At 55.9% G+C, this 19,201-nt stretch carries 18 protein-coding genes; 8 read left to right on the forward strand and 10 right to left on the reverse strand.

Annotated features, from left to right (window positions below; genetic code table 11):
* Positions 1 to 19: 19 nt before the first annotated feature.
* Complete coding sequence (locus ACR0KS_RS19340; protein ID WP_480681920.1) at positions 20 to 484, forward strand: phosphate-starvation-inducible PsiE family protein; 465 nt, start codon at positions 20 to 22, stop codon at positions 482 to 484.
* A gap of 205 nt (positions 485 to 689) precedes the next feature.
* Here ACR0KS_RS19340 and ACR0KS_RS19345 read toward each other — a convergent pair whose 3' ends face one another.
* A complete protein-coding gene (locus ACR0KS_RS19345; protein WP_170568078.1) occupies positions 690 to 1,487 on the reverse strand; it encodes a hypothetical protein in 798 nt (265 codons plus the stop codon).
* A gap of 247 nt (positions 1,488 to 1,734) precedes the next feature.
* Positions 1,735 to 3,042 carry a hypothetical protein gene (locus ACR0KS_RS19350; RefSeq protein ID WP_170568077.1) on the reverse strand — a complete coding sequence of 436 codons (1,308 nt, stop codon included), beginning with the start codon at positions 3,040 to 3,042 and terminating at the stop codon, positions 1,735 to 1,737.
* A 364-nt stretch (positions 3,043 to 3,406) separates the two neighbouring features.
* Here ACR0KS_RS19350 and gntH point away from each other — a divergent pair, with 364 nt between their 5' ends.
* From gntH to ACR0KS_RS19365, 3 genes are all read left to right on the forward strand, one after another.
* Positions 3,407 to 4,879 (forward strand): guanitoxin biosynthesis MBL fold metallo-hydrolase GntH, encoded by a 1,473-nt coding sequence (gene gntH, locus ACR0KS_RS19355; RefSeq protein ID WP_170568076.1) that lies wholly within the window; start codon positions 3,407 to 3,409, stop codon positions 4,877 to 4,879.
* Positions 4,880 to 4,883: 4 nt separating this feature from the next.
* Complete coding sequence (locus ACR0KS_RS19360) at positions 4,884 to 5,864, forward strand: CobW family GTP-binding protein (RefSeq protein WP_170568075.1); 981 nt, start codon at positions 4,884 to 4,886, stop codon at positions 5,862 to 5,864.
* Positions 5,865 to 5,925: 61 nt separating this feature from the next.
* A complete protein-coding gene (locus ACR0KS_RS19365; RefSeq protein WP_170568074.1) occupies positions 5,926 to 6,822 on the forward strand; it encodes a hypothetical protein in 897 nt (298 codons plus the stop codon).
* Positions 6,823 to 6,909: 87 nt separating this feature from the next.
* Here ACR0KS_RS19365 and ACR0KS_RS19370 read toward each other — a convergent pair whose 3' ends face one another.
* Genes ACR0KS_RS19370 through ACR0KS_RS19380 form a run of 3 tightly spaced genes read right to left on the reverse strand, consistent with a single transcriptional unit; the run spans position 6,910 to position 8,918 of the window.
* Positions 6,910 to 7,968, reverse strand: a complete 1,059-nt coding sequence (locus tag ACR0KS_RS19370) for an adenylate/guanylate cyclase domain-containing protein (RefSeq protein WP_170568073.1) — start codon at positions 7,966 to 7,968, stop codon at positions 6,910 to 6,912.
* Positions 7,965 to 8,354, reverse strand: coding sequence for a DUF1987 domain-containing protein (locus tag ACR0KS_RS19375; RefSeq protein WP_170568072.1), 390 nt, complete (start codon positions 8,352 to 8,354; stop codon positions 7,965 to 7,967). The genes ACR0KS_RS19370 and ACR0KS_RS19375 overlap by 4 nt, the downstream gene beginning before the upstream one ends.
* A gap of 9 nt (positions 8,355 to 8,363) precedes the next feature.
* The gene (locus ACR0KS_RS19380) at positions 8,364 to 8,918 is read right to left on the reverse strand and encodes a SiaB family protein kinase (protein ID WP_170568071.1); all 555 of its coding nucleotides are present in this window, start codon (positions 8,916 to 8,918) and stop codon (positions 8,364 to 8,366) included.
* Between the two features lie 117 nt (positions 8,919 to 9,035).
* Between ACR0KS_RS19380 and ACR0KS_RS19385 the strand changes: the two genes are divergently transcribed.
* From ACR0KS_RS19385 to ACR0KS_RS19395, 3 genes are all read left to right on the forward strand, one after another.
* The gene (locus ACR0KS_RS19385) at positions 9,036 to 9,413 is read left to right on the forward strand and encodes a hypothetical protein (protein WP_170568070.1); all 378 of its coding nucleotides are present in this window, start codon (positions 9,036 to 9,038) and stop codon (positions 9,411 to 9,413) included.
* 88 nt (positions 9,414 to 9,501) lie between these two features.
* Positions 9,502 to 10,893 (forward strand): SpoIIE family protein phosphatase, encoded by a 1,392-nt coding sequence (locus ACR0KS_RS19390; protein WP_170568069.1) that lies wholly within the window; start codon positions 9,502 to 9,504, stop codon positions 10,891 to 10,893.
* A gap of 29 nt (positions 10,894 to 10,922) precedes the next feature.
* The gene (locus ACR0KS_RS19395; protein WP_480693308.1) at positions 10,923 to 11,924 is read left to right on the forward strand and encodes a DMT family transporter; all 1,002 of its coding nucleotides are present in this window, start codon (positions 10,923 to 10,925) and stop codon (positions 11,922 to 11,924) included.
* Between the two features lie 133 nt (positions 11,925 to 12,057).
* On the opposite strand, the gene ACR0KS_RS19400 is transcribed toward ACR0KS_RS19395, so the two are convergent.
* Complete coding sequence (locus ACR0KS_RS19400; protein WP_170568068.1) at positions 12,058 to 12,567, reverse strand: winged helix-turn-helix transcriptional regulator; 510 nt, start codon at positions 12,565 to 12,567, stop codon at positions 12,058 to 12,060.
* A gap of 122 nt (positions 12,568 to 12,689) precedes the next feature.
* Between ACR0KS_RS19400 and ACR0KS_RS19405 the strand changes: the two genes are divergently transcribed.
* Positions 12,690 to 13,328 (forward strand): cysteine hydrolase family protein, encoded by a 639-nt coding sequence (locus ACR0KS_RS19405; protein WP_170568067.1) that lies wholly within the window; start codon positions 12,690 to 12,692, stop codon positions 13,326 to 13,328.
* A gap of 44 nt (positions 13,329 to 13,372) precedes the next feature.
* On the opposite strand, the gene ACR0KS_RS19410 is transcribed toward ACR0KS_RS19405, so the two are convergent.
* From ACR0KS_RS19410 to ACR0KS_RS19425, 4 genes are all read right to left on the reverse strand, one after another.
* Complete coding sequence (locus ACR0KS_RS19410) at positions 13,373 to 15,214, reverse strand: amidohydrolase (protein WP_170568066.1); 1,842 nt, start codon at positions 15,212 to 15,214, stop codon at positions 13,373 to 13,375.
* A 135-nt stretch (positions 15,215 to 15,349) separates the two neighbouring features.
* Positions 15,350 to 15,781 (reverse strand): hypothetical protein, encoded by a 432-nt coding sequence (locus ACR0KS_RS19415; protein ID WP_170390084.1) that lies wholly within the window; start codon positions 15,779 to 15,781, stop codon positions 15,350 to 15,352.
* Positions 15,782 to 15,959: 178 nt separating this feature from the next.
* A complete protein-coding gene (locus ACR0KS_RS19420; protein ID WP_170568065.1) occupies positions 15,960 to 17,372 on the reverse strand; it encodes an alpha/beta fold hydrolase in 1,413 nt (470 codons plus the stop codon).
* A gap of 193 nt (positions 17,373 to 17,565) precedes the next feature.
* Positions 17,566 to 19,098 carry a phospholipase D family protein gene (locus ACR0KS_RS19425; RefSeq protein ID WP_480693309.1) on the reverse strand — a complete coding sequence of 511 codons (1,533 nt, stop codon included), beginning with the start codon at positions 19,096 to 19,098 and terminating at the stop codon, positions 17,566 to 17,568.
* Positions 19,099 to 19,201 lie beyond the last annotated feature (103 nt).

Consider the following 19,201-nt stretch of genomic DNA (forward strand, 5'->3'; position numbering starts at 1 on the left):
TTCGGAATTGGAGTTTATAGTGAGTGGCGAAGATAACAAACCGATCCCAGCACATGTGGAGCTAGACCCCGATCACGAAGACGCCATCGTTCGATGGTGCAACCGCATGATCCGCCACGGGGTTAGGGCGCTGTCCGTGCTCATGCTCGGCATCATCCTTTTGGCAATTATCGATGCGGGCTTCACAACCTACCAAAAGTTGCTGGAGCCGCCTGTTTACATCTTGGAGGTCAGCGACCTGCTTGCGGTTTTCAGCGCTGTTCTGGTTGTTCTTATCGCAATCGAGATCTACACAAATATCACTCTTTATCTGACCGCTGATGTCATCCACATCAAGCTGGTTGTCGCGACAGCATTGATGGCGGTTGCGCGAAAAATCATCACCCTCGACGACAAAAGTTTAGACCCGGAGTACTTTCTGGGCTATGCAGCAATCGGTCTGGCGCTGGGCTTAACATACTGGCTTATAGCGAGAAAACCCTGAGGTCCTCGGCCAACACCACGAAAGACAGCTCTGTCGCGCGTCTCGCGTATGGAACCTGCTTTAGGTTTCGCCCAAGACGCTAAGGGCAACGGTTCGATCTGTGACCGCAACAATCGAGGTATTGGGTCGGGGTCAGCCGTGGGCGGTTTGTGCGGCGACAGCCCTAACCTCGCAGGGAATGTCAAAGAGACCCGAATGAATTTCGTCACTTGGTCAGGCGATCTTCCCCATAAATTTCAGGATCGATCAGGGCGATAATGTCCTGTCCGCTGTCGACTAGACCCAGACCTTCGCAAAGCCGCGCTGAAGGGGTGTTTCCCGGCGCGATACCGGTCTTGAAGCCAGTTGCGCCAAGAACTTCGTGGGAATGGATCAATGCCCTTGCTCCCAGCACCTTGGCAATCCCCTGACCCAGACGGTCCGGTCTGGTCGACAATTGTCCCCATTGCGCGCGGCGGTGGAGCGGGCTGCTTGGGGGATGGCAAAGGACCGACCCGGCGGTGGCGACCGGAGAACCTGAGTTGTCAATGGCGACCATCGCAAAGCCCGGGCGGGAAATGCCGCGCATCACCGGGCCGATTGGAGGCAACACCCCGTGGATCATTGCAATTTCAGCAAAGGCTTCAAGCCATTCAGTCGGGGATTCGCGATCAATTATGCGAACCGTCAGATCGTCAGGCAGTGACCGAGTGGCCAATACTTCACGCGCGCGGTCGACGCTGCCAAGGTCGCCCAGATAGCAAGAGATGACGTCTGATTTCAGACCTTGCCGCTCAATTTCGGTCCGAGTTTCATCCACCTTGGCGCGCTGTACGGACTCGATCGCTGTGATGCCGAGAACGCGGGCCAATGCGATCGCATCTGTCAGTGCGCCGTCGTATTCGTTAGCCACCTGAATACCGCGCCCGTGGCTGCAAAACCTTGGATCGTCACCGATCAGATTGATCAGGTGCTCGCCAGCGACGGCCATACGTTTTTGCGTGTCGGTTCCAAAGGCTTCCAATGTTACTTGTTCTCACTCTGTCGATCGCTGGATGATCATGACTTTAGCCGATCCGAAATACAACTGCAGTGCCCCGATCAAGCGGACCGCGAACGGCGGCTAGGTCCAAAAACCCAGAGTGGCCAAACTTGCCTGCCAATCAGTTGAAAGCGGTCCATCAGATTAGGCCTCTCAGAATGGGCTGGTCTACTCTACAGACGGGCTAAGTTGAGCGGCGAATTTGCGGCTCAGTCCCGCGGCGGTTGCGTCAGTATTTCCCCAAGGTTTCACGGATCAGATCCCGTGTTGCGTCATCGTTGTGAAATATCCTGTCTACCAGAAATTCCGAGGGAAATTCGGGCCACGTTTTGTGCAATTCCTTCACGAGCGTTTCTGCCTCGGCAGAGTTGCCTAACTTATCATGTGCGACTGCTTGGAATATTAGAGATGGCGCACTTACCGGCGCACCTGCGGCGGGTGCCCCTTGAAAGGCTTCGACAACATTTTCGTAGTTTCCCAGCATCAACTGTGAGACCCCCCAGATATTCCTTGCTCCAAATCTGCCGGATCCGGTTCTGGGTCTCTCAGGGTTGCTGGCTTCTGCGGCGAGGTCAGGGGCATTGGCAACAATGGCCGTAATGCCAACAAGGTCCAGAACATGGCCATCCACAGGCGCAAGTTCGGCAGACATCCTTGCGAATTTCAGGGCTTCGCCTGGTTGATCCGAAATGGCCGATACCCAACCATTTGCGGCGTTTGCCCAGGCATCTGCCGGGGACAAATCAAGCGCCTTGCCGGACATTGCCAACGCTTGAGTCAGGTAATCATCTCTTTGTGTTTCATCCGGGGACAACATGGCCAGGGTCGCCAAGACCTGCGCAGACCCGGCATACCCATCTGGCAGCGCTGGGTCGAGCTCTGTCGCGTGCTGAAACATTCCCAAAGCCATTTGCTGACGTTTGACATCGAAAACGGGGAAAAACATGCCGCGCGCCTGGTCCGCAAGGTTGGCTGCCTGTAATCTTGTCAACGACTGCTCACCAAGTGCGGCCCGTTCTGCCTGCGCGCTGGAGTGAGGGGCTGGAAGGCGCTCGGCGCTTTCGCGAGTTATCAAGAAACTAAGGAAAGTGACGCTTACGAGGACCCCCAAACCAGCCAATAACAAGCGCCGCGACGGTGTATAGGGCACGCTATGACCCGGTTTGCCCGAGATGCCCTCTTTTTGCGAGGGGTCGTATGAAAAACGGGGCTTGTATCCGCCGGGATCGACAAAGATGCGAACACCAGTTCCGTCCCAGTGATCCTCGTAAAACTCGCGTAGCAAACGGCGCAGTCGCCGGGCTTCGACGCGAACGAGATTTTGACCGCCGGTCCCGTCAATGCGCCGGCCATAGACTTCGACGGCGATAGCCTTGCCTCGTATCTGCGCCCCTCGACCCGCCAGCGTTTCCTCAACGACGTAAGTGAGGAACTGCTGGAGCCGAGGCGATGCTTGAAACTCGTCGCTGGAAACCACGCGACCAAGCGCCTGTCGGACCAGATCCGGTGAAGGTTGTTCAACATCTTGATCTATCAACAAATCACTGGCTTGGTTCAAAGCAAACTTACCCCCAACTCACGGTGACTCACTTGGCCTTGGTGGTCAACCGAACTCAACTCAATGCGAGAATAGATAGTGGGAACCGGGAATTTTCCAGTGTCGGTAGAGCTGAGTGTAGAGATTCCAGAACTTTCTGATGCGCTGTCAGGGCGTGTCAAAGCGGATGCATTCCTCAGCGAGGCCATTGAAGACTTCAGGAAAGTCTCAGCGCTGCTGGATGACGCATCAATCACGGCCGCTGAGCGGGCGGAATGGACCCACATCAGATCTGAACTCGTGAACGAACTTCGTCGGATGGCGAAGCGAAATCTCCGTAACACTTCCGATTGAGGGCATCGCAATGACAACAGAAGATAATGGCAAGGATCACGAAACCGAACAGAACCAGCAAGCTGAGGAAGTTCAAAACCCTTCGCGTCGAAAAGTGATACAGGGTCTGGCAGCGGGCGCGGTGGCAACAGGTGCGGTCAGCTATGGCTCGGGACCGGCACAGGCGCATCCCGGCAACGGTCCGCTGGGGGAAAACCTGGCCAACCCATATGGTGGCCGACCGGCTGGCGGCATTACGCTGCCAGAGTATTTTCGACCTACAAAATACATGACCGGTTCAAACGCGAACTACTTCCCGCTGTCTGAGGAGATCGGGCCAGATGAAATGCGGATTTCGTTCTGCGGGTCAACGCCGTTTCCGCCGCGTGAAGATCAGGCCGGCACCTGCATCATGGTCGAGCTGGGGAACGGCAAGCGGTTCTTCTTTGATTTCGGGTCCGGATGCGTTCGCAATATCATCGGGATGCAGGTGCCCGGTCAGTTGATCAACGACATATTCATCACGCACCTGCATATCGATCACTACGCGGATATCCCTTACATTTATCCGTTCCGGGCGTGGTCCGGTGGCTATACTCCGTTGCGTATTCACGGCCCTTCGGGCCGGACGCCCGAACTTGGAACAGCGGGAATGGTCAAGGGGATGCAGCAGATGCTCAAGTGGCATCTGGAGGCTTTCGACGTGTTCCCGATCGGCGACGGTTACGAGATCGACGTCAACGAATTCGATTTCCGGCAGGAGGGCGGCATTGTCTATGACGAAGATGGCGTCACAGTCCGGTCCTGGCCCAGAAGCCACGCCAAAGATGGCGCCGTGGGGTATCGGCTGGATTGGAACGGGCTGAGTTTCGTTTGGACCGGTGATGGTCGCCCGGACGAATTGAGCCTTGAATACGGCAAAGGCGTCGACGTGTTTGTGACCGAAATGTCCGGTCAGGATATCGGCCAGCTCATGACGTACAAATACGGCCTGCCGCAAGAGCTGTTCAACTACACAATCGACACCCACCACACGTCGCACTACGCGGTCGGCAAGATGATGGCCGAGGCACGCCCGCGCCTGGCCATGGTGACTCATTATACGCAGGACGAAGATATCGACGCCGAGATGCTGGCAGGTATCCGGGCGCATTACGACGGGTTGTTCGCTTGGGGTCTGGACGTTGCCGTGGTCAACGTCACCAAGGATTCAATCTGGTATCGCAAGGCCACGCTTCCAGGGAAATCGGGATCGGTCGCGCCGTTCCGCGAATTGGGCAAGATGGAGGCCGAAGGCCGCATTTCGCTGCCGGATGAAATCAAACCGCCTGCGCCCCGGTCCTCGCGTGCCGAACAGCAGGATCAGAAATACCGGGACATGGAGATTGATCCCAAGGAATACTATCCGACCGATGTGTTCCGCGCGCCCAATCCCGAATGGCCAAGCGACTTTGTCATCAAAACTGACGATGTCATCCCCAACCGCAAGAAAAAGGCGGAGTGATGGTATGATTGAATTCGGCTCGACTTCGGCGATCCCCGTCACGATCCTGACCGGCTTTCTTGGGGCCGGTAAGACCACCCTTCTGAACCGTATCCTGACAGGAAATCACGGTTTGCGGGTGGCGGTTCTGGTCAATGATTTTGGATCAATCAACGTGGATGCCGACCTTGTGGTCGGTCTTGAAGACGATGTGCTGAGTTTGGCGAATGGTTGCGTTTGCTGTTCCATCCGGGATGATCTGATCGAAACGGTCGAGGCGGTTCTCGCCCGGCCCGAGAAACCGGAATATATCGTTCTTGAGGCCAGCGGCGTCTCGGACCCGTCTTCAATCGCGATGACCTTCACCGATCAGAGGTTTCGGGACATGATCCGTCTGGACAGCCTCATGTGTCTGGTCGACGCCGAGCAACTGTTCGCTGCGCCAGAGCAGATGGAACTGAAGCTGCGCCAGATCGCGTTCTCAGACATGGTTATTCTGAACAAGGTCGATCTTGTGGACCGGGCCACCGTTCAAAAGGTGCATGACTGGCTGGGGTCTCGTTTTCGTCGGTATCGTCTGGTCGAGGCGGTCAATGCCGACGTTCCGCTGGACATATTGCTTTCCGTAGGTCGGTTCGCCGCCGAGCAGCTCGAAGCGGAAATACCCGGCCATCACGAGCATGGGCCGGATTGCGGGTGTCACCATGGCGATCATTCTGACAGCTTTTCAACGACCATGATGAAGGCCGAACGCCCGATAAGCCTTTCATCGCTTCGCAGCGCAATTCGGAATCTGCCGGGCGAGGTTTATCGCCTCAAGGGTTTCGTCTTCAGTGAGGAAGATCCCGAACATCGCATACTCGTTCAGGTCGTGGGCAAACGTATGGACATCGCGCAGGACGGAGCTTGGGGAGATGTAAAACCTGAAACAAGACTTGTCGCAATCGGCGCGCCGGGGGCCCTTTCAGAACACGCTCTTTCCGATACGCTGTTGGCAACAGCATAGCGGCCAGAGCGACAACACTTTGGCCCAAGTGAGGAGGGGTGTCTGATTGCCTGAACGTACAATGAGAATAGGTAAAGCGCGTGCATTATTCTTGACCGCCACTGTTTTTCTATTGTCTGGCACAGTGGCTTCTGCTCAGCAGGTCTCTAGCTGGGAACTGATGGATACGACGCCAGACGCGAACCTGCCAAGCTCGGCAGGAGGGCAAACCGCCGAGTTATTGTCGGCTTTCCACGGGTTAGAGGCGCTTCCCCTAGTATCCAACCTTATTTGCAGGGGGTCGAGAGGCAAACACGGGATGCCGGTGGTATTCTCGACCGAGGTAGACTTGGAAACCGTGCAGGCCGGAGACTTCCAGGTTGTAACAGAGTCAGGACAGATCGGTACAATGCACTGCGTATCAGTGTTGCCCGCTACCGATCCGGGCGAATTGCGTACCGTGCTTCTTATCGGTGATTTTGGAGACGCGGCCAAAGACCCGCCTGTTGAGGTCAGGGTCGTGGGGCACTTGTATTCCATAGACCGGGCACTCGACTTCAAGGGGGCCAATGTAGAAGTAACTCCGCTTGAGGACGGGCCTTCGATTGTTCTTGCTCAAGAGGTTGAGGATTGGACGTTGGTCGGAAACCTGGGACCCCGCCGCACAAGAGGTAGCCTCTGTCCGAGCGAGGACATCGTTCAAGCTGTCAGGGTAACTTGGGCGGGTGGTGTCACGCTGGCCAACGGCAAGGATACTGGCGCGAAGGAACGTGACTTGTACAGGGTCACCGTAGAGGCCAAAGATGGATCTCGGCGTAACATCGCGCCCGCGGCGCTTGCTGATCTAGGCGACAGAGACAACAACCATATGCTCTGTCTTGATACAGAGGATCGGCCTGTCTCGGTGTCCTTTCCATCCGGCGTTCTGACGGACCCGAACGGCGATCTGAACCCTGCAACCAGTAGGACTATCGATTAAGTTCCGTGATTGGCGAATGGCCAGGGCAGCCTTTTCTTGTGCGCAGATTGAAGGAAAACCTGCGCGCCAGCGCGGTATTTTCTATGCCTATGGGTCAAGCTTGCGAAGTGACGAGAGGGCTGATTTCAGTATCTCAAAACTTTCGGCGCGTTCTTCGGGCGTCATCGATGTCGCGTCAAACGACAAATGAAAGTTCGGCGTGTCGCATGTCACGCGTCCTGTGTGGGTCCTTGATCCCTTTGCGCCCAGAACGCGATAAGTGATCACGGGCTGGTTTACGCCCTTGACTTGAATGGGGCCAACTTCTTCGGTCTCTATTTCGTCGTTTACGTGCGCCCAGGTTTCATACGCGATGAAAATCTCACCTTCATCGGCCTGATGCTCGAGCCGAGAGGCGATGTTCACGGCCCCGCCAATTATGGTGTAGTCCATGCGGTCGTCACTGCCAAAGTTTCCGACTGTGCAGAAACCCGTGTTGATCCCTATCCGGCATTGCAGTTGTTGTCTAAGTCCCTGATGCCGCCAATCGGCCTGCAAATCTGCCAGCTTGTCCCGCATCGCAATCGCCATGCGCACGCAGGCCAACGCATCTTCCCTTACGCCGTTCGTTTCGGGATCGCCAAAAAAGACGAGTATCGCGTCGCCTATGAACTTATCTATGGTCGCACCGTGTTGCAGGGCGACCTGCGCCATCTCGGTCAGATAGCTGTTCAGAAGTTGCGTCAGGTCTTCCGACTCCATCTGATCGGTAAGCTCTGTGAACCCTGCCACATCCGAAAAAAACACGGTCAGCTTCTTTCTCTGACTGGCGAGCTTCACTTCCTGGCGGCCGGAAAAGATTGAGCTGTAGACCTGTGGCGAGAGGTATTTCGCGAGCTTGCCCGACAATGCCTCAAGTTCTTGGTTCTTTCGGGTAACTTCCTCGGCCGCGACCCTCTGTTGTTCGGCCAGCGCGTTCAGTTCACGCTCGTTACGGTCGCTCAACCGCATCATGCGACGCGTGGTTTTCAGCAACTTTCTGTATTCCCGGATCAGGTTTCTTATTGAACTGCGCGTTGCGTCATCTGGCAATTTTTCACTGTCCAACGTCGCTTCGGCGGTCTCGAGCACCTCTTTCTCACGAGAAAAAAGATCGTCGATTGTCATCGGTCCGACAACTTTTCCAACGAGAATTTTGCGTGTTCCAGGTCTTCCCCGAATTCTTCGCCAAGCTCCTCCATGGTTTCGTCTTCGGGGTCGTGGAACCAGTAAACTTCGATGCTTTTGCCCATCTCAGCGGCGGAATCCAGAAGCTCCATGATCATCATGATGGCCTTGGCGCTGGAGGAGTTGAAATAGATGAGCTTGAAATCAAACCGGCAGTATAAATTCGCGTCGCTTGACAGCCATTCTTTCAGAGCATCAAACAATGGATTGTAGAAGGTGGTCACATCCTCTGGATAGGACTCGCCCATCAGTCTGAGGTGCCCGGTATCGAATTCAAACTCTACGGTCGGGGTGCGATTTGTCGGAGGGATTTCAATATTCTGCATGCGTCCCTCTCAGACCGTGGCTTTGAGCGCAAAGAACGCGTGTTGATCGTCAACTCGCATGAAATCGAACTCGATTGGCTTTGAGGCCCGGCGTGCGATCTCGATCAACCCGATACCGGCACTGTTGCCAACGCTTTGAGCGTCGGACCGAAGTTGGTCCTTGTAGGCAGCCTTGAGTTCTTCGCGGCTCATGTTCTGCAAGGCCGACAGGCGGCTTTGCATAGTGTCGACATCATTCAAAAGAACCAGATTTCCAGCGTGCACGACGTACCTGTCCGCTTCGTTTCCGATCGTCAGGATGCCATAGCTGATATCCAGAACTTCTGCTTCGCCGTCCGTGGACAGCCGTTCGGCCGAATACCGGATGATATTTTGCATTTGCTCAACAAAGACCGCAAAGACGCTGCGAAGGGTCTTGGTGTCTGCATCTTCGGAAACCAGTTTTTGCTTGAGCGCGTCGCCAACGCCGCTGAGGATGCCCTCGGTTACATACCCGCTATAGGCAAAAACGACGCCTTGCTTACGCAGGTTTGCGCGCAGTTCATAGACTTCGCTGGCAAGCATCTGTTCCCCTTGTCTGGACTGGAACGGGCCAAGTTTGTCTATGCTTAATATCATAATATACACATTTGTGCAGGTTTAGTGTATCACTTGAGCAGGGTTTTCAGATGGGAGGTCAGTATGAAAAAGCTACTATGCGTCGTTGCTTTGCTGCTATTTTCCGGCCCGGTGATGGCGTCCGATATACCGACGGAAGTGAAGGCAAAGCTACAGTCTGCCATGATATCGCATGTCGATGGGGTCATGGTTGACGGGGCTTACACATATCTGGACACAACCACCAACGCGTTCGAGACCGTATACCCTGCAAACGTTCATCCGATGGTCATTCCGGCAGGAGGTGACTATTTCGTCTGTTCCGAAATGATTACCGAGGACGGCGATACCGTGACGGCGGACTTTCTGGTCCGAGAAGTCTCGGGGGACTACAAGGTTGTTCAAATGATCGTCAACAACCGCGGTGCGCTGCAGGCTGCGATGAAGAAAGTCGGAAACTAGATATCTATTGGATTTGGGGCGTTTATTGCTTGGAATTGGGACATTTCTAAAACGCCGAATTTTCCTAAAGCACATTCTGGCCACCCTTATGATTGGGGGTGTTTTGAATGCGGTTGTCCTGCTGTTTTACTATGAGTTCAAAAAGCAGGCCCAGACAGATCAGGTTGCGGCTGAAATGGCCACGATCGCCAATCGCATCGCGCGGCCACTTGCCGAGCTTGTTGAAACGGAAAACCTCTCTCAGGCCACAAGTCTGTTGGCGGTGTATTCCGGGTTCCCCTATGTGATCTGCGCAGAACAAAAGCTCGAGCAAGGCCCGGAGGTTCTGGTCGCCTGGCCTGCCATAGGGTGCGACAAGATCAAAAAGACGGGCTTGGACATCGTCGTTTCCGTACCAACCAGCGCTGGCCCGACGACGATGCTGGCGCGGATTGATCAAGAGATCCTCAACCGAGAGCTGCGGACAGAAGTTGGGGTCGTCGTGCTGCTGGGCTTTATCGGTGGGCTTGCCCTGATTTTGGCTGGTGCTGCCGCGTTTCTATGGTTGATCAACCGGCCCCTTGGTCAATTGTTGAACGCCATTGAGCGGTTTGAACTGCACGACGATCCCAAGAAGGTGGCATATCGGTCAGAAGATGAGATCGGCAAAGTCGTGCAAAGCTATAACTCGATGCTCGATCGTGAGGTCGAGCGCGTGACTGCGATCCGCGATGCCCACCAGCAGATTGTGGAAAGCGTCAACTATGCCACGCGTATTCAACGCGGGCTATTGCCACCCGAAAGGCAATGTGAAGCCGCCTTTGCCGAGTTCGCGGTCAAGTGGGAGCCACGCGATCTGGTCGGCGGAGATATCTATTGGCTTAGAACGGCAGGGCCGGTTTCGACGCTTGCGGTCATTGATTGTACTGGGCACGGCGTTCCCGGAGGGTTCATGACAATGCTGGCCATCGCGACCCTTGAGCGACTTTACTTTGAAAACGAGAGCCTGAACCCTTCGTCAGCTTTGTCCAAGTTGAGCGACCTGACCCGCGCCCTGCTGAATCAGGATGCATCCAACGCAAGCTCTAATGACGGTATGGATGCCGCAATTTGCCAGATTGATTCAGAGAAAAGAACAGCGACATTTGCAGGCGCGCGCATGTCCTTGTTGGTCAAGACGGGCGAGGGGGTCAAACGGATCAAGGGTGACAAATTAAGCCTTGGCTATGCGGATACTCCAAGCTCTCCAGAATTTTCTGAACACGTAATCGCTGTGGACAACGATGTGACCATGTTGATTTCAACGGATGGTCTGATCGATCAACTGGGCGGGGCAAAACGTTTGGCGTTTGGCTATCAAAGAGTAATTTCCATATTCGAGCGGGGCAACTGGTCGAGTTTGACAGACCTTTTGCAGACCATCGACAGCGCGTTTCAAGCCCATAGGAACACGGAAGACCGGCTGGATGATGTGACGGTGATCGCCTTCCGTCCGGCGTGACCGGTTGAACGGCCCATGATATTGGCCGGATGAAAGGTCGCCAAATGGAAACGCGCCAAAAACTGCAGAACCCAACCGCCGGCATCACGTTTATCCTGATCGGAATATTGGCGATTTCCGTCAATGATATGCTGATCAAATTCCTGTCGGGCGGGTATCCATTGCATCAGATGGTATTTACAAGGTCTCTGATTGGAATCGGGTTTGGCCTTGCATTGGTGCAGATCGAAGGCGGCTGGCGCATCCTGAAGACGGATCGGCCGGGGCTGCATCTATTGCGCGGGGTGCTCATAGTTGCGGCCAACCTGACTTTCTTTACCGCTTTGGCCGTAATGCCTCTGGCCGAAGCCACAGCCGTCTTTTTCGTTGCTCCTTTGATGATCACCTTGCTGAGTATCCCGCTTCTTGGCGAAAAGGTCGGCCCGATGAGGTTGGGCTCTGTTGTCGTCGGTTTTTTCGGCGTGATCGTGATGACTCGGCCCTGGCAGACCGGGGTTGAAAGAGACGTTGGGCTGCTGATGTATGTTCTGCCCGTCGTCGCGGCCTTTACCTATGCTCTCAACAGCGTGCTGACTCGGTTTCTGGGCGCAAAGTCCAAGGCGTCGGCGATGGCGGTCTATATTCAGACGTGTTTCATCGTTGTCAGTTTTCTGTTTTGGCTGGTTGCCGGGGATGGTCGATATGCCAGCGCTTTTGAAAACGAAAGCGTGATTTTCTTGTTGCGTGCGTGGGTTTGGCCCGATGATGGCGACCGCTGGTTGTTCGTTGGCCTTGGGTTAAATTCTGCAATCGTCGGGTATTGTCTGGGGCAGGCGTATCGGCTGGCAGATGCGGCAACAGTGGCGCCGTTTGAGTATGTTGGTCTGCCTCTGGCGATTTTTTGGGGGTGGGTGATCTGGGGTGATCTGCCAGACCTGCCTGTCGCAATCGGGATCACACTGATCCTGGGGTCAGGTCTGTTTGTCTTTCTGCGCGAACGCCAGAAGGACGGGCAGGCCATCAGCCGAAAGAGTGTGCATCGTCGCTACTAGATCCAAATCTGGCGATTGCGTCCAGACAGTTCGCCGAGGTCGTTTCGGCGTAACAGTTCGACCCGCTCGCCTTACGCATACCACGGGGTGACGAAAACCCTGCGCTCGCGAGGAACACGCGCCAAGGCTTGTGCTATTCGACTTTTCCAGGCTTCCGGCTTCCCTTGAAACGTGCCATGTGGCGGTGCTCGCGCAGCGCCTTCCATTCCGGACTCGGGGTAACTATTAGGTCTTCGCGTTTCAGCGGCTCGCGGCAGGTCGGACAGATTGGCGAGACCCCGGGATCGGTCCCGCAGGGTTTGTGAACATGACGCACGGCCAGTGGCTCATCAGCCTCTTTCTGCCAGGTTTCCCCCCATTCCCGCAGCGCCATCAGAACCGGATACAAAGCCCGGCCACGTTCGGTCAGAACATATTCGTACCGCGTTTTGCTGCCTTCAAGAGAACGCCGCTCCACCAGATTTGTCTCGACCATTTTCTTCAGCCGGGTCGATGCCATTTGCGGGGTTATGTCCGCTTGGGCCTGAATTTCCTCAAATCTGCTGTTTCCTGAAAACAACTCGCGCAGAATTCGCATGATGTATCGGTCTCCGATGATCGGGTCAGACCGCTCGATCGGGCAAGGAGAGGGGTTTTGGCTCATTTGACCTCCGGTGCAGCAGGTGAATTTCACCCTACTTGACTTTAGGTATGAAAACCATAGGGTATAGTTAGATATGAAAATCATACTGAAATTTCGACCCCTAACACCCCTGGAGGCCCACCATGACCAGCCCAAACTATTCCCCTGCCGATACCGGCTATTTGCTGGTGGATCCCTGCAACGACTTCATCTCTGAGGGTGGCAAGCTGTGGGGGCTGATCAAGGAAACAGCGGAAGAAGCAAACCTGCTGCCAAATCTCAGGGCGTTGGATACCGCAGTGCGGAGCGCCGGAGTTCAGGTCTTCTATGTCCCCCATCATCGCTCTGAACCCGGTGACGTTGAAAAGTGGAAAAACCCCAGCCCGTCCCAGGCGCGGGTTGCTGAGCACCAGATGTTCGCCCGGGGTGAGTGGGGCGGTGAATGGCACCCTGATTTTGTCCCAAAGCCCGGCGATATCATCGCGCAGGAGCATTGGGGGCAGAGTGGATTTGCGAATACCGACCTCGATTTCCTGCTCAAGCAGTGTGGAATCAAGAAAGTGATTGTTGTCGGTCTGGTCGCGAACACCTGCATTGAGTCAACGGCGCGTTACGCGATGGAATTGGGCTATCACGTTACATTGGTCAAAGACGCAACCGCGGCGTTTTCAAAGGAAGGTATGCACACGGCGCACGAGGTGAACGGACCAGCCTACGCCCATGAAATTCTAACCACGGCTGAGCTGATTCAGGCGCTGCCGGTTTTGGAAGTCGCTGAATAGGTAGGCGCTGGCAAGGATCGCCCAACTGTTCCCTGCGACAACTTTTATCGAAGACCGGGAAGCGCCTTTTGTAGCCAAGGCGCTTCCACTCCGGCCCCTTGATACATGGCATGAAGAAAACGATGCGCCGTAACCGGGTCGCTCATGAAAGGAGAAACCCGCAGGTTGCCCTCCTTGGTCTCAGCCGTGGCTTCAAAGATTATCGTGTCTTCCTTGATGGTCGCCACGACGCGGTTCTCATCCAGCTTTTCGGGGTCAATAGCGGTCGGGTCCTGCGCCAGCAGTACAAAGTCTGCAAGTTTTCCGATTTCGATTGATCCCTTTTGATCTTCTTCAAAATGCTGCCACGCGGGCCAGATGGTCAACGCCTTCAGCGCGGTCATCACGTCGACGCGTTGGTGCGGACCGAGGATGTCGCCAGAGCGGGTCCGGCGAGTAACCGTCGCGTCGAGTATGCGCATACTGTCCGGGAAGGCGACGGGTGCATCATGATGCGACCCGAACATCATCCCTCGTTCGACCAGCCAGCCAGTGGGTGAAATGTTCTCGGCATTTATTGGGCCAACCGTGTGGTCGCGATGCCAGTCGCCCCAATAGAATGTGTGCATTGGAAAGACCGAAGGAAACACGCCCAGACGCTTGTACGCTGCAACTTGATCTTCGCGCAGGAACTGACCGTGGACCAGCACCGGGCGGTTTCCGGGGTCTCCGTAGGTCATCCGAGCGACTTCCAAGGCAGCGATCAACATATCCGAAGCGCCTTCCCCGTTGGCGTGGGTGATGATTTGCAGACCTTTTTCAAAACACCAGTTCACGGCGTCCTGTACCTGCTCCATCGAAACCGCGGAATAACCGGCATACCCTGCCGGGTATTCGCCAACGGGATCGTAGTATGGGCGATCTCTGAGTGCGGTGAAGCCCTGAGGCGATCCGTCTATTGTCAGTTTGCAGCCGCCAACGCGGATTCCGTCCACGTAGTTGGACGAGGCATTTTCAGCAATATAATCCTTTGCTTCCAGAACATCGGGAAAGGACACCACATCAACCGGTATCTTGCCGTCGGCGGCCGCCGACTTGAGCGCCTCGACAACGTCTGCGGATGATCGCCCGTCCTGCGCGGTCGTATAGCCGAATCTGGCCCACAGGTTTGAACCTGCCTCGGCAAAGGCCAGCAAAGCCTCGGGACCAAGCTGCGCAAGGACCGGAACCAGCGCCGCAAAGAACGCATATTCTTCCAGTACGCCGTTTGGCTCTCCGTTTGCGTCCCTTTGAATGACGCCGCCTGCGGGGTTTTCCGTTGACGCGTCAAACCCGATAACCTCCAGCGCTTTCGAGTTTGCAACGCCCAGATGCCCGGATTGGTGAACGATGATGACGGGCAGGTCGGACGACACCGCGTCGAGGTCTTCGCGGGTCGGGTGACGAAGTTCGGCAAGTTGGGCATTGTCGTAGCCAAAGCCTATGATCACTCCGGTTCGTTGGACCGCATCTGCGTTGTCCTTGACCCACGCGCGCAATGTGTTCTGCAGGCTTGCGATATCCGTCACCGCGCCGTCTGGTGGTGCCAGCAGATTGGCAGACAGCGCCTGTAGTCCGCCAAACACAACATGGCCGTGACTGTCCACAAAGCCCGGCAGCATAGTACGGCCGTCAAGGTCGAAAAGATCAGTCGTGTCACCCTTGCTTGTCATGACTTCGTCAAGGTCGCCAACGGCCAGAATTCTCCCATCCTTGACGGCGACAGCCTCGGCGGTCGGCTGATCATCGTCGATGGTTAGGATCGGCCCTCCGGTGTAGATCGTGTCGGCAACCTCCTGTGCCGAGGCGTGCCCTGCAACGATCACAAAACTGGAAAGAAGTATCGCTTTGAAAGACTTAAAATACATTCCGGGAACCTCTCGGTTTAAACAACGACCCTTTTCCAGAACATAGTTCATCTGGGACCTGCGTCAGCCGAAAAGGTATCGGCTGAGTGGCGCGGTACTGGCGCTAGGTCTGATTGAAGGAAGAAACCGGATACTTCAGGAATGTGGAGGTAAATCCCGAACAACGCCCGCCCGGCCTGCCGCATCGACCACGCGCTCGTCACCGGCCTGGATGCAATCAACCGGGAACTCGCCGCCCAATTCCTTTCGCGGGGTCGTTATCCAGAAGGCGCGCTGCCAAGGGGTCATTTCGCATGGCAACGCCTTGAGCACTTTTTCCATCAGGGGCAAAGGGGTGCCGTCCTCGGCAAACTGGAAGGACGGAAAGGCATTGGCGCCTTCGTGCGGAACAGACAGGACTTTGCCGGTTCTTTTCCAGATGTCCCCAATACGGGTGATCTGCCAAGAGCCTTTTTTCCATTGTGCATGAACCGAGGCGTCATCCAGCAAGGGGTACTTTCGGGCAAATTCGTTTCTTTTAATGTCATTTGCGGCGCTGCAATGCGCGCCGATATTCGATGCATACATCTATCCACTCACAAAAACTCGTCAAACATTGGACGAGCATATTGCCTGAAAACGATTCTGGGCAAAATGAAACGCTTCACACATCCACGTCGTCGCCGCAGCGTGGCCAATATGCCCCTGCAGGAGACAGCGTTTCCAAAGAATGTAAGTCAGGCTGTTCGCTTTTGTTCGGTTTGCCCTAGGTTGCCCCAAGTGGATCACGATCTGCATGTTGCTTCAGGAACGGTTCGATTTCCTGAAAAAACTCATCAAAGCCTGCATGCCCTCGTATCATGCAATGATTGGCCCCCGGCAGTTCAACAAACTCCGCCGTTGGAATTTCGCGCGCGGTGTCCCGGCCCTCGCTGATCGGGGCGGCCATGTCGCCCTGTGCATGTAGAACCAGCGTCGGAACTCTCAGGCTCTGCGCGTCGGCGCGGGCGTCGACATGGGCGTTCATTTCCATGATACGAAGCGCTGTTTTCGGGCTGACAGAAATCCGTTGCATTTCATCGAAGCTGGCACCCTCTTCCGGGGTTGCATCCGGCATGTAGCAAGACGTGAAAAAGTGGCGATAGACAGGATTGGGTGAACCCCATCCGGCGGACACCATCGCCCGGGCCGCTTGATAAAACTGCTCGGCTTCGGGATCCCCTCGAACCATGCGCCCCCTGACATAACCCCCAAGAAGAATAAGAAACTTCACACGCTCTGGGTGCCTCGCGGCAAATCGAACGGAAAAGGCAGAGCCCTGACTGATGCCGAACAGCCCGAAACGGTCCAGCCCCGCCGCGTCAGCCACGGCGATCATGTCGTCGATCATCCTTTCTTCCGAAATATCCTCGACATCCCAATCGGACAGCCCATTACCGCGCTGATCAAATCGGACCAGCTTGCACAGTTTGGACATCTCGGACAGGAAATCCCCCCAGACCGGACTGGTCCATTCGTATTCAATATGATTGAGCCAATTGGGACTCTTTAGCACGGGTGTCCCCTGGCCGGTGCTCGCCCAAGCAAGGTTAACGCCATCCGCTGACCGGCAAAACCGCACGCGCTGCTGATGAGAGATGTCGGGCGCTTTTCGTTCCGGTGCAGCCTGTGGCGACCAGTGCCAGACGCGGATCGGGCGACTTATGTTCTTGACGCGCTGTCCGCCCATGTCGCGAAACGCTGCTTCGACCCTGTCCTGAACGGCCTGATGCACAACATCCGAAACGCAGACTCCGCCCGGTTCCGCCAGACCCTCCAGCCGCGCGGCCACGTTCACCCCATCGCCGAATATGTCTCCGTCATCGAAAATGACATCGCCAAGGTTGATGCCGACGCGGAACCGGATTCTCTGATCGTCATCCAGTTCGGTTTCGTTCCGGTTCATGGCTGTCTGGATGTTGACGGCACATTTGACCGCGTCCTGCACGGATTCAAACGTGGCCAGCATGCCGTCGCCGGTGGTTTTCACGATACTACCGCGGCTGCGAGCGATCTCGGGGTCGATCAGTTCGCGGCGGTATTTCTTTTGGCGGGTCAAGACGCCCAGCTCGTCGATTTCCATCAGGCGCGAATAGCCCACCATGTCGGCTGCAAGAATGGCCGATAGCCGCTGTTCCATAACCGTTTCCTCCACCCGGCCTGTTGTCCCTGGCTTGAATGACGGTCGCCGCGTGACCGCGCACAGGCGCAACATTTCTAGCGGAGTATACCCGAAAATCGGCCTGGATGCGGCGCTGAATGAATATCGCCGCCATACGAGGGGAATGCTGGCGATCTGGGGGTCTTCTTGGCTATAGGCTGAAGGTTCCTGCCTATAGCTGTGATCCGATGGGCAGCAGGGCAAGAAAACCGGCGAGGATATGGTCCCATGCCGATCCTGTCGGTTCCGCGTCGTATTCTAAAACAGTGCCGTCCTCGTTCCGGGTCTTCCACTTTAACTGGCCCGCTCTTTCAAGCGTGACGCTATAAGTGTAGGCGGGCAGCGCATTGTCCAAAGCGGCCATTGTCTGAACTGTAAGTGCGGGTGAGTCGATCAGGATGCCCATTTCGGTGTTGATGTTCACGGATCTCGGATCCCAGTTGAACGATCCTACGAACAAGTAGCGATCGTCGATCGCAAATGCCTTGGAATGCAGCCCCGAGCGGGACTGTGCCCAGTTTATTCCGCGCCTTTGAACCTGATACGCGTCAGGGCGCAGTTCATACAGCTCGACCCCTCCGCGCAGCAAAGCACGGCGTTTCTTGGCATAGTGCGCATAAACCGGCGCGACATCGTTGGATGCAAGCGAATTGGTTACGACCTTCACCTCGACACCACGGTTTTCCAGTTCGGTCATCCACCTGACGCCATTGGTGCGCGGGACAAAGTAGGCCGAGACGATGTTCACCTCGCGCGTAGCATCTTCAAAATAGGGCAGCAACTGCGACGCGAGGATGGGGTCAGAGCTTTCGGCCCCTGCGGCTTTGGACGGTGGGTCGGCGTACAGTCGCGCTGGGACCCAATCCAGTTTCAGCGCGCCGTCGGCGAAATTTTCTTCGGCCGACCGGCGCAGTGCCGACCCATAGCGCGTTTGTTTCGCGTCTTCGACGAACTCGGTCAACCGAAGTCGGGCCTCTGTAAGAGAGATGGCTTGTGGCTCGTCGATGACCACGCGGGCAGGGACGGCAAACGCGCTGTTCCAATAGGCATCAAAGCTGTCCGAGACCTGACGAACGACCGGGCCTGCGGCTAAGACATCCAGATCCGCATAGTTCATTTCTTTCCGCGCCAGGAAGTATTCGGCCCCGATATTGCGGCCGCCCACAATGGTGAACGCGTTGTCTGCGGTCATTGACTTGTTGTGCATGCGACGGTTGATGCGTTTGAAGTCGGTCAGACCGGCGACCAGCAGGCTTTGATCGCGCCAGAATGGGTTGAACAGCCGGATTTCGATATTCTCGTGCTTGTCCAATGCTGCCGTCATCGCATCGTAGCTGGACGTATCCATGTCATCCAGCAACAGGCGAACGCGGACACCTCGGTCGGCCGCTTGCAATAGGCTGGCGGCGAACAGGTGGCCTGTGGGATCGTTGTGCAAAAGATAGTACTGGGCATCGATTGTCTGCTGGGCGGCGGAGGCCAGCACTAGACGCGAAACAAGCGCCTCTTCTCCGTCGCTGATGAGTTTGACGCCCGATCGTCCGTCTTTCGGGTCTCTCAACCTGTTCGCGGCCTGAGACAGGGCGGTGTTCGGTCCGGTCGCGACAGAGGTCGTTACGGTCTTTTCATAGGTTCGTGTTTTCGGCGCACAGGCGGCCAGAACCGCAGCGCAAATGACCAGACCCACTCTTGACCACGCTTTCATGCCTCTCCTCCAACCGACATCCTCATAGTGGCATGGCAAACGGGTGGTGATGCAAGGTTCTTCTTGGGGCGTTGCGGCGTTTCAAGCTACACTGTCGCTTGTT

The sequence above is a fragment of the Ruegeria sp. BC7 genome (genome assembly GCF_056539165.1).

Coding starts and splice junctions, on each gene's coding strand:
- gntH (WP_170568076.1), top strand. CDS start 3,407: ATGACAACAGAAGATAATGGCAAGGATCACGAAACCGAACAGAACCAG.
- ACR0KS_RS19360 (WP_170568075.1), top strand. CDS start 4,884: ATGATTGAATTCGGCTCGACTTCGGCGATCCCCGTCACGATCCTGACC.
- ACR0KS_RS19365 (WP_170568074.1), top strand. CDS start 5,926: ATGAGAATAGGTAAAGCGCGTGCATTATTCTTGACCGCCACTGTTTTT.
- ACR0KS_RS19370 (WP_170568073.1), bottom strand. CDS start 7,968: ATGACAATCGACGATCTTTTTTCTCGTGAGAAAGAGGTGCTCGAGACC.
- ACR0KS_RS19375 (WP_170568072.1), bottom strand. CDS start 8,354: ATGCAGAATATTGAAATCCCTCCGACAAATCGCACCCCGACCGTAGAG.
- ACR0KS_RS19380 (WP_170568071.1), bottom strand. CDS start 8,918: ATGCTTGCCAGCGAAGTCTATGAACTGCGCGCAAACCTGCGTAAGCAA.
- ACR0KS_RS19385 (WP_170568070.1), top strand. CDS start 9,036: ATGAAAAAGCTACTATGCGTCGTTGCTTTGCTGCTATTTTCCGGCCCG.
- ACR0KS_RS19390 (WP_170568069.1), top strand. CDS start 9,502: ATGATTGGGGGTGTTTTGAATGCGGTTGTCCTGCTGTTTTACTATGAG.
- ACR0KS_RS19395 (WP_480693308.1), top strand. CDS start 10,923: ATGAAAGGTCGCCAAATGGAAACGCGCCAAAAACTGCAGAACCCAACC.
- ACR0KS_RS19400 (WP_170568068.1), bottom strand. CDS start 12,567: ATGAGCCAAAACCCCTCTCCTTGCCCGATCGAGCGGTCTGACCCGATC.
- ACR0KS_RS19405 (WP_170568067.1), top strand. CDS start 12,690: ATGACCAGCCCAAACTATTCCCCTGCCGATACCGGCTATTTGCTGGTG.
- ACR0KS_RS19410 (WP_170568066.1), bottom strand. CDS start 15,214: ATGTATTTTAAGTCTTTCAAAGCGATACTTCTTTCCAGTTTTGTGATC.
- ACR0KS_RS19415 (WP_170390084.1), bottom strand. CDS start 15,781: ATGTATGCATCGAATATCGGCGCGCATTGCAGCGCCGCAAATGACATT.
- ACR0KS_RS19420 (WP_170568065.1), bottom strand. CDS start 17,372: ATGGAACAGCGGCTATCGGCCATTCTTGCAGCCGACATGGTGGGCTAT.
- ACR0KS_RS19425 (WP_480693309.1), bottom strand. CDS start 19,098: ATGAAAGCGTGGTCAAGAGTGGGTCTGGTCATTTGCGCTGCGGTTCTG.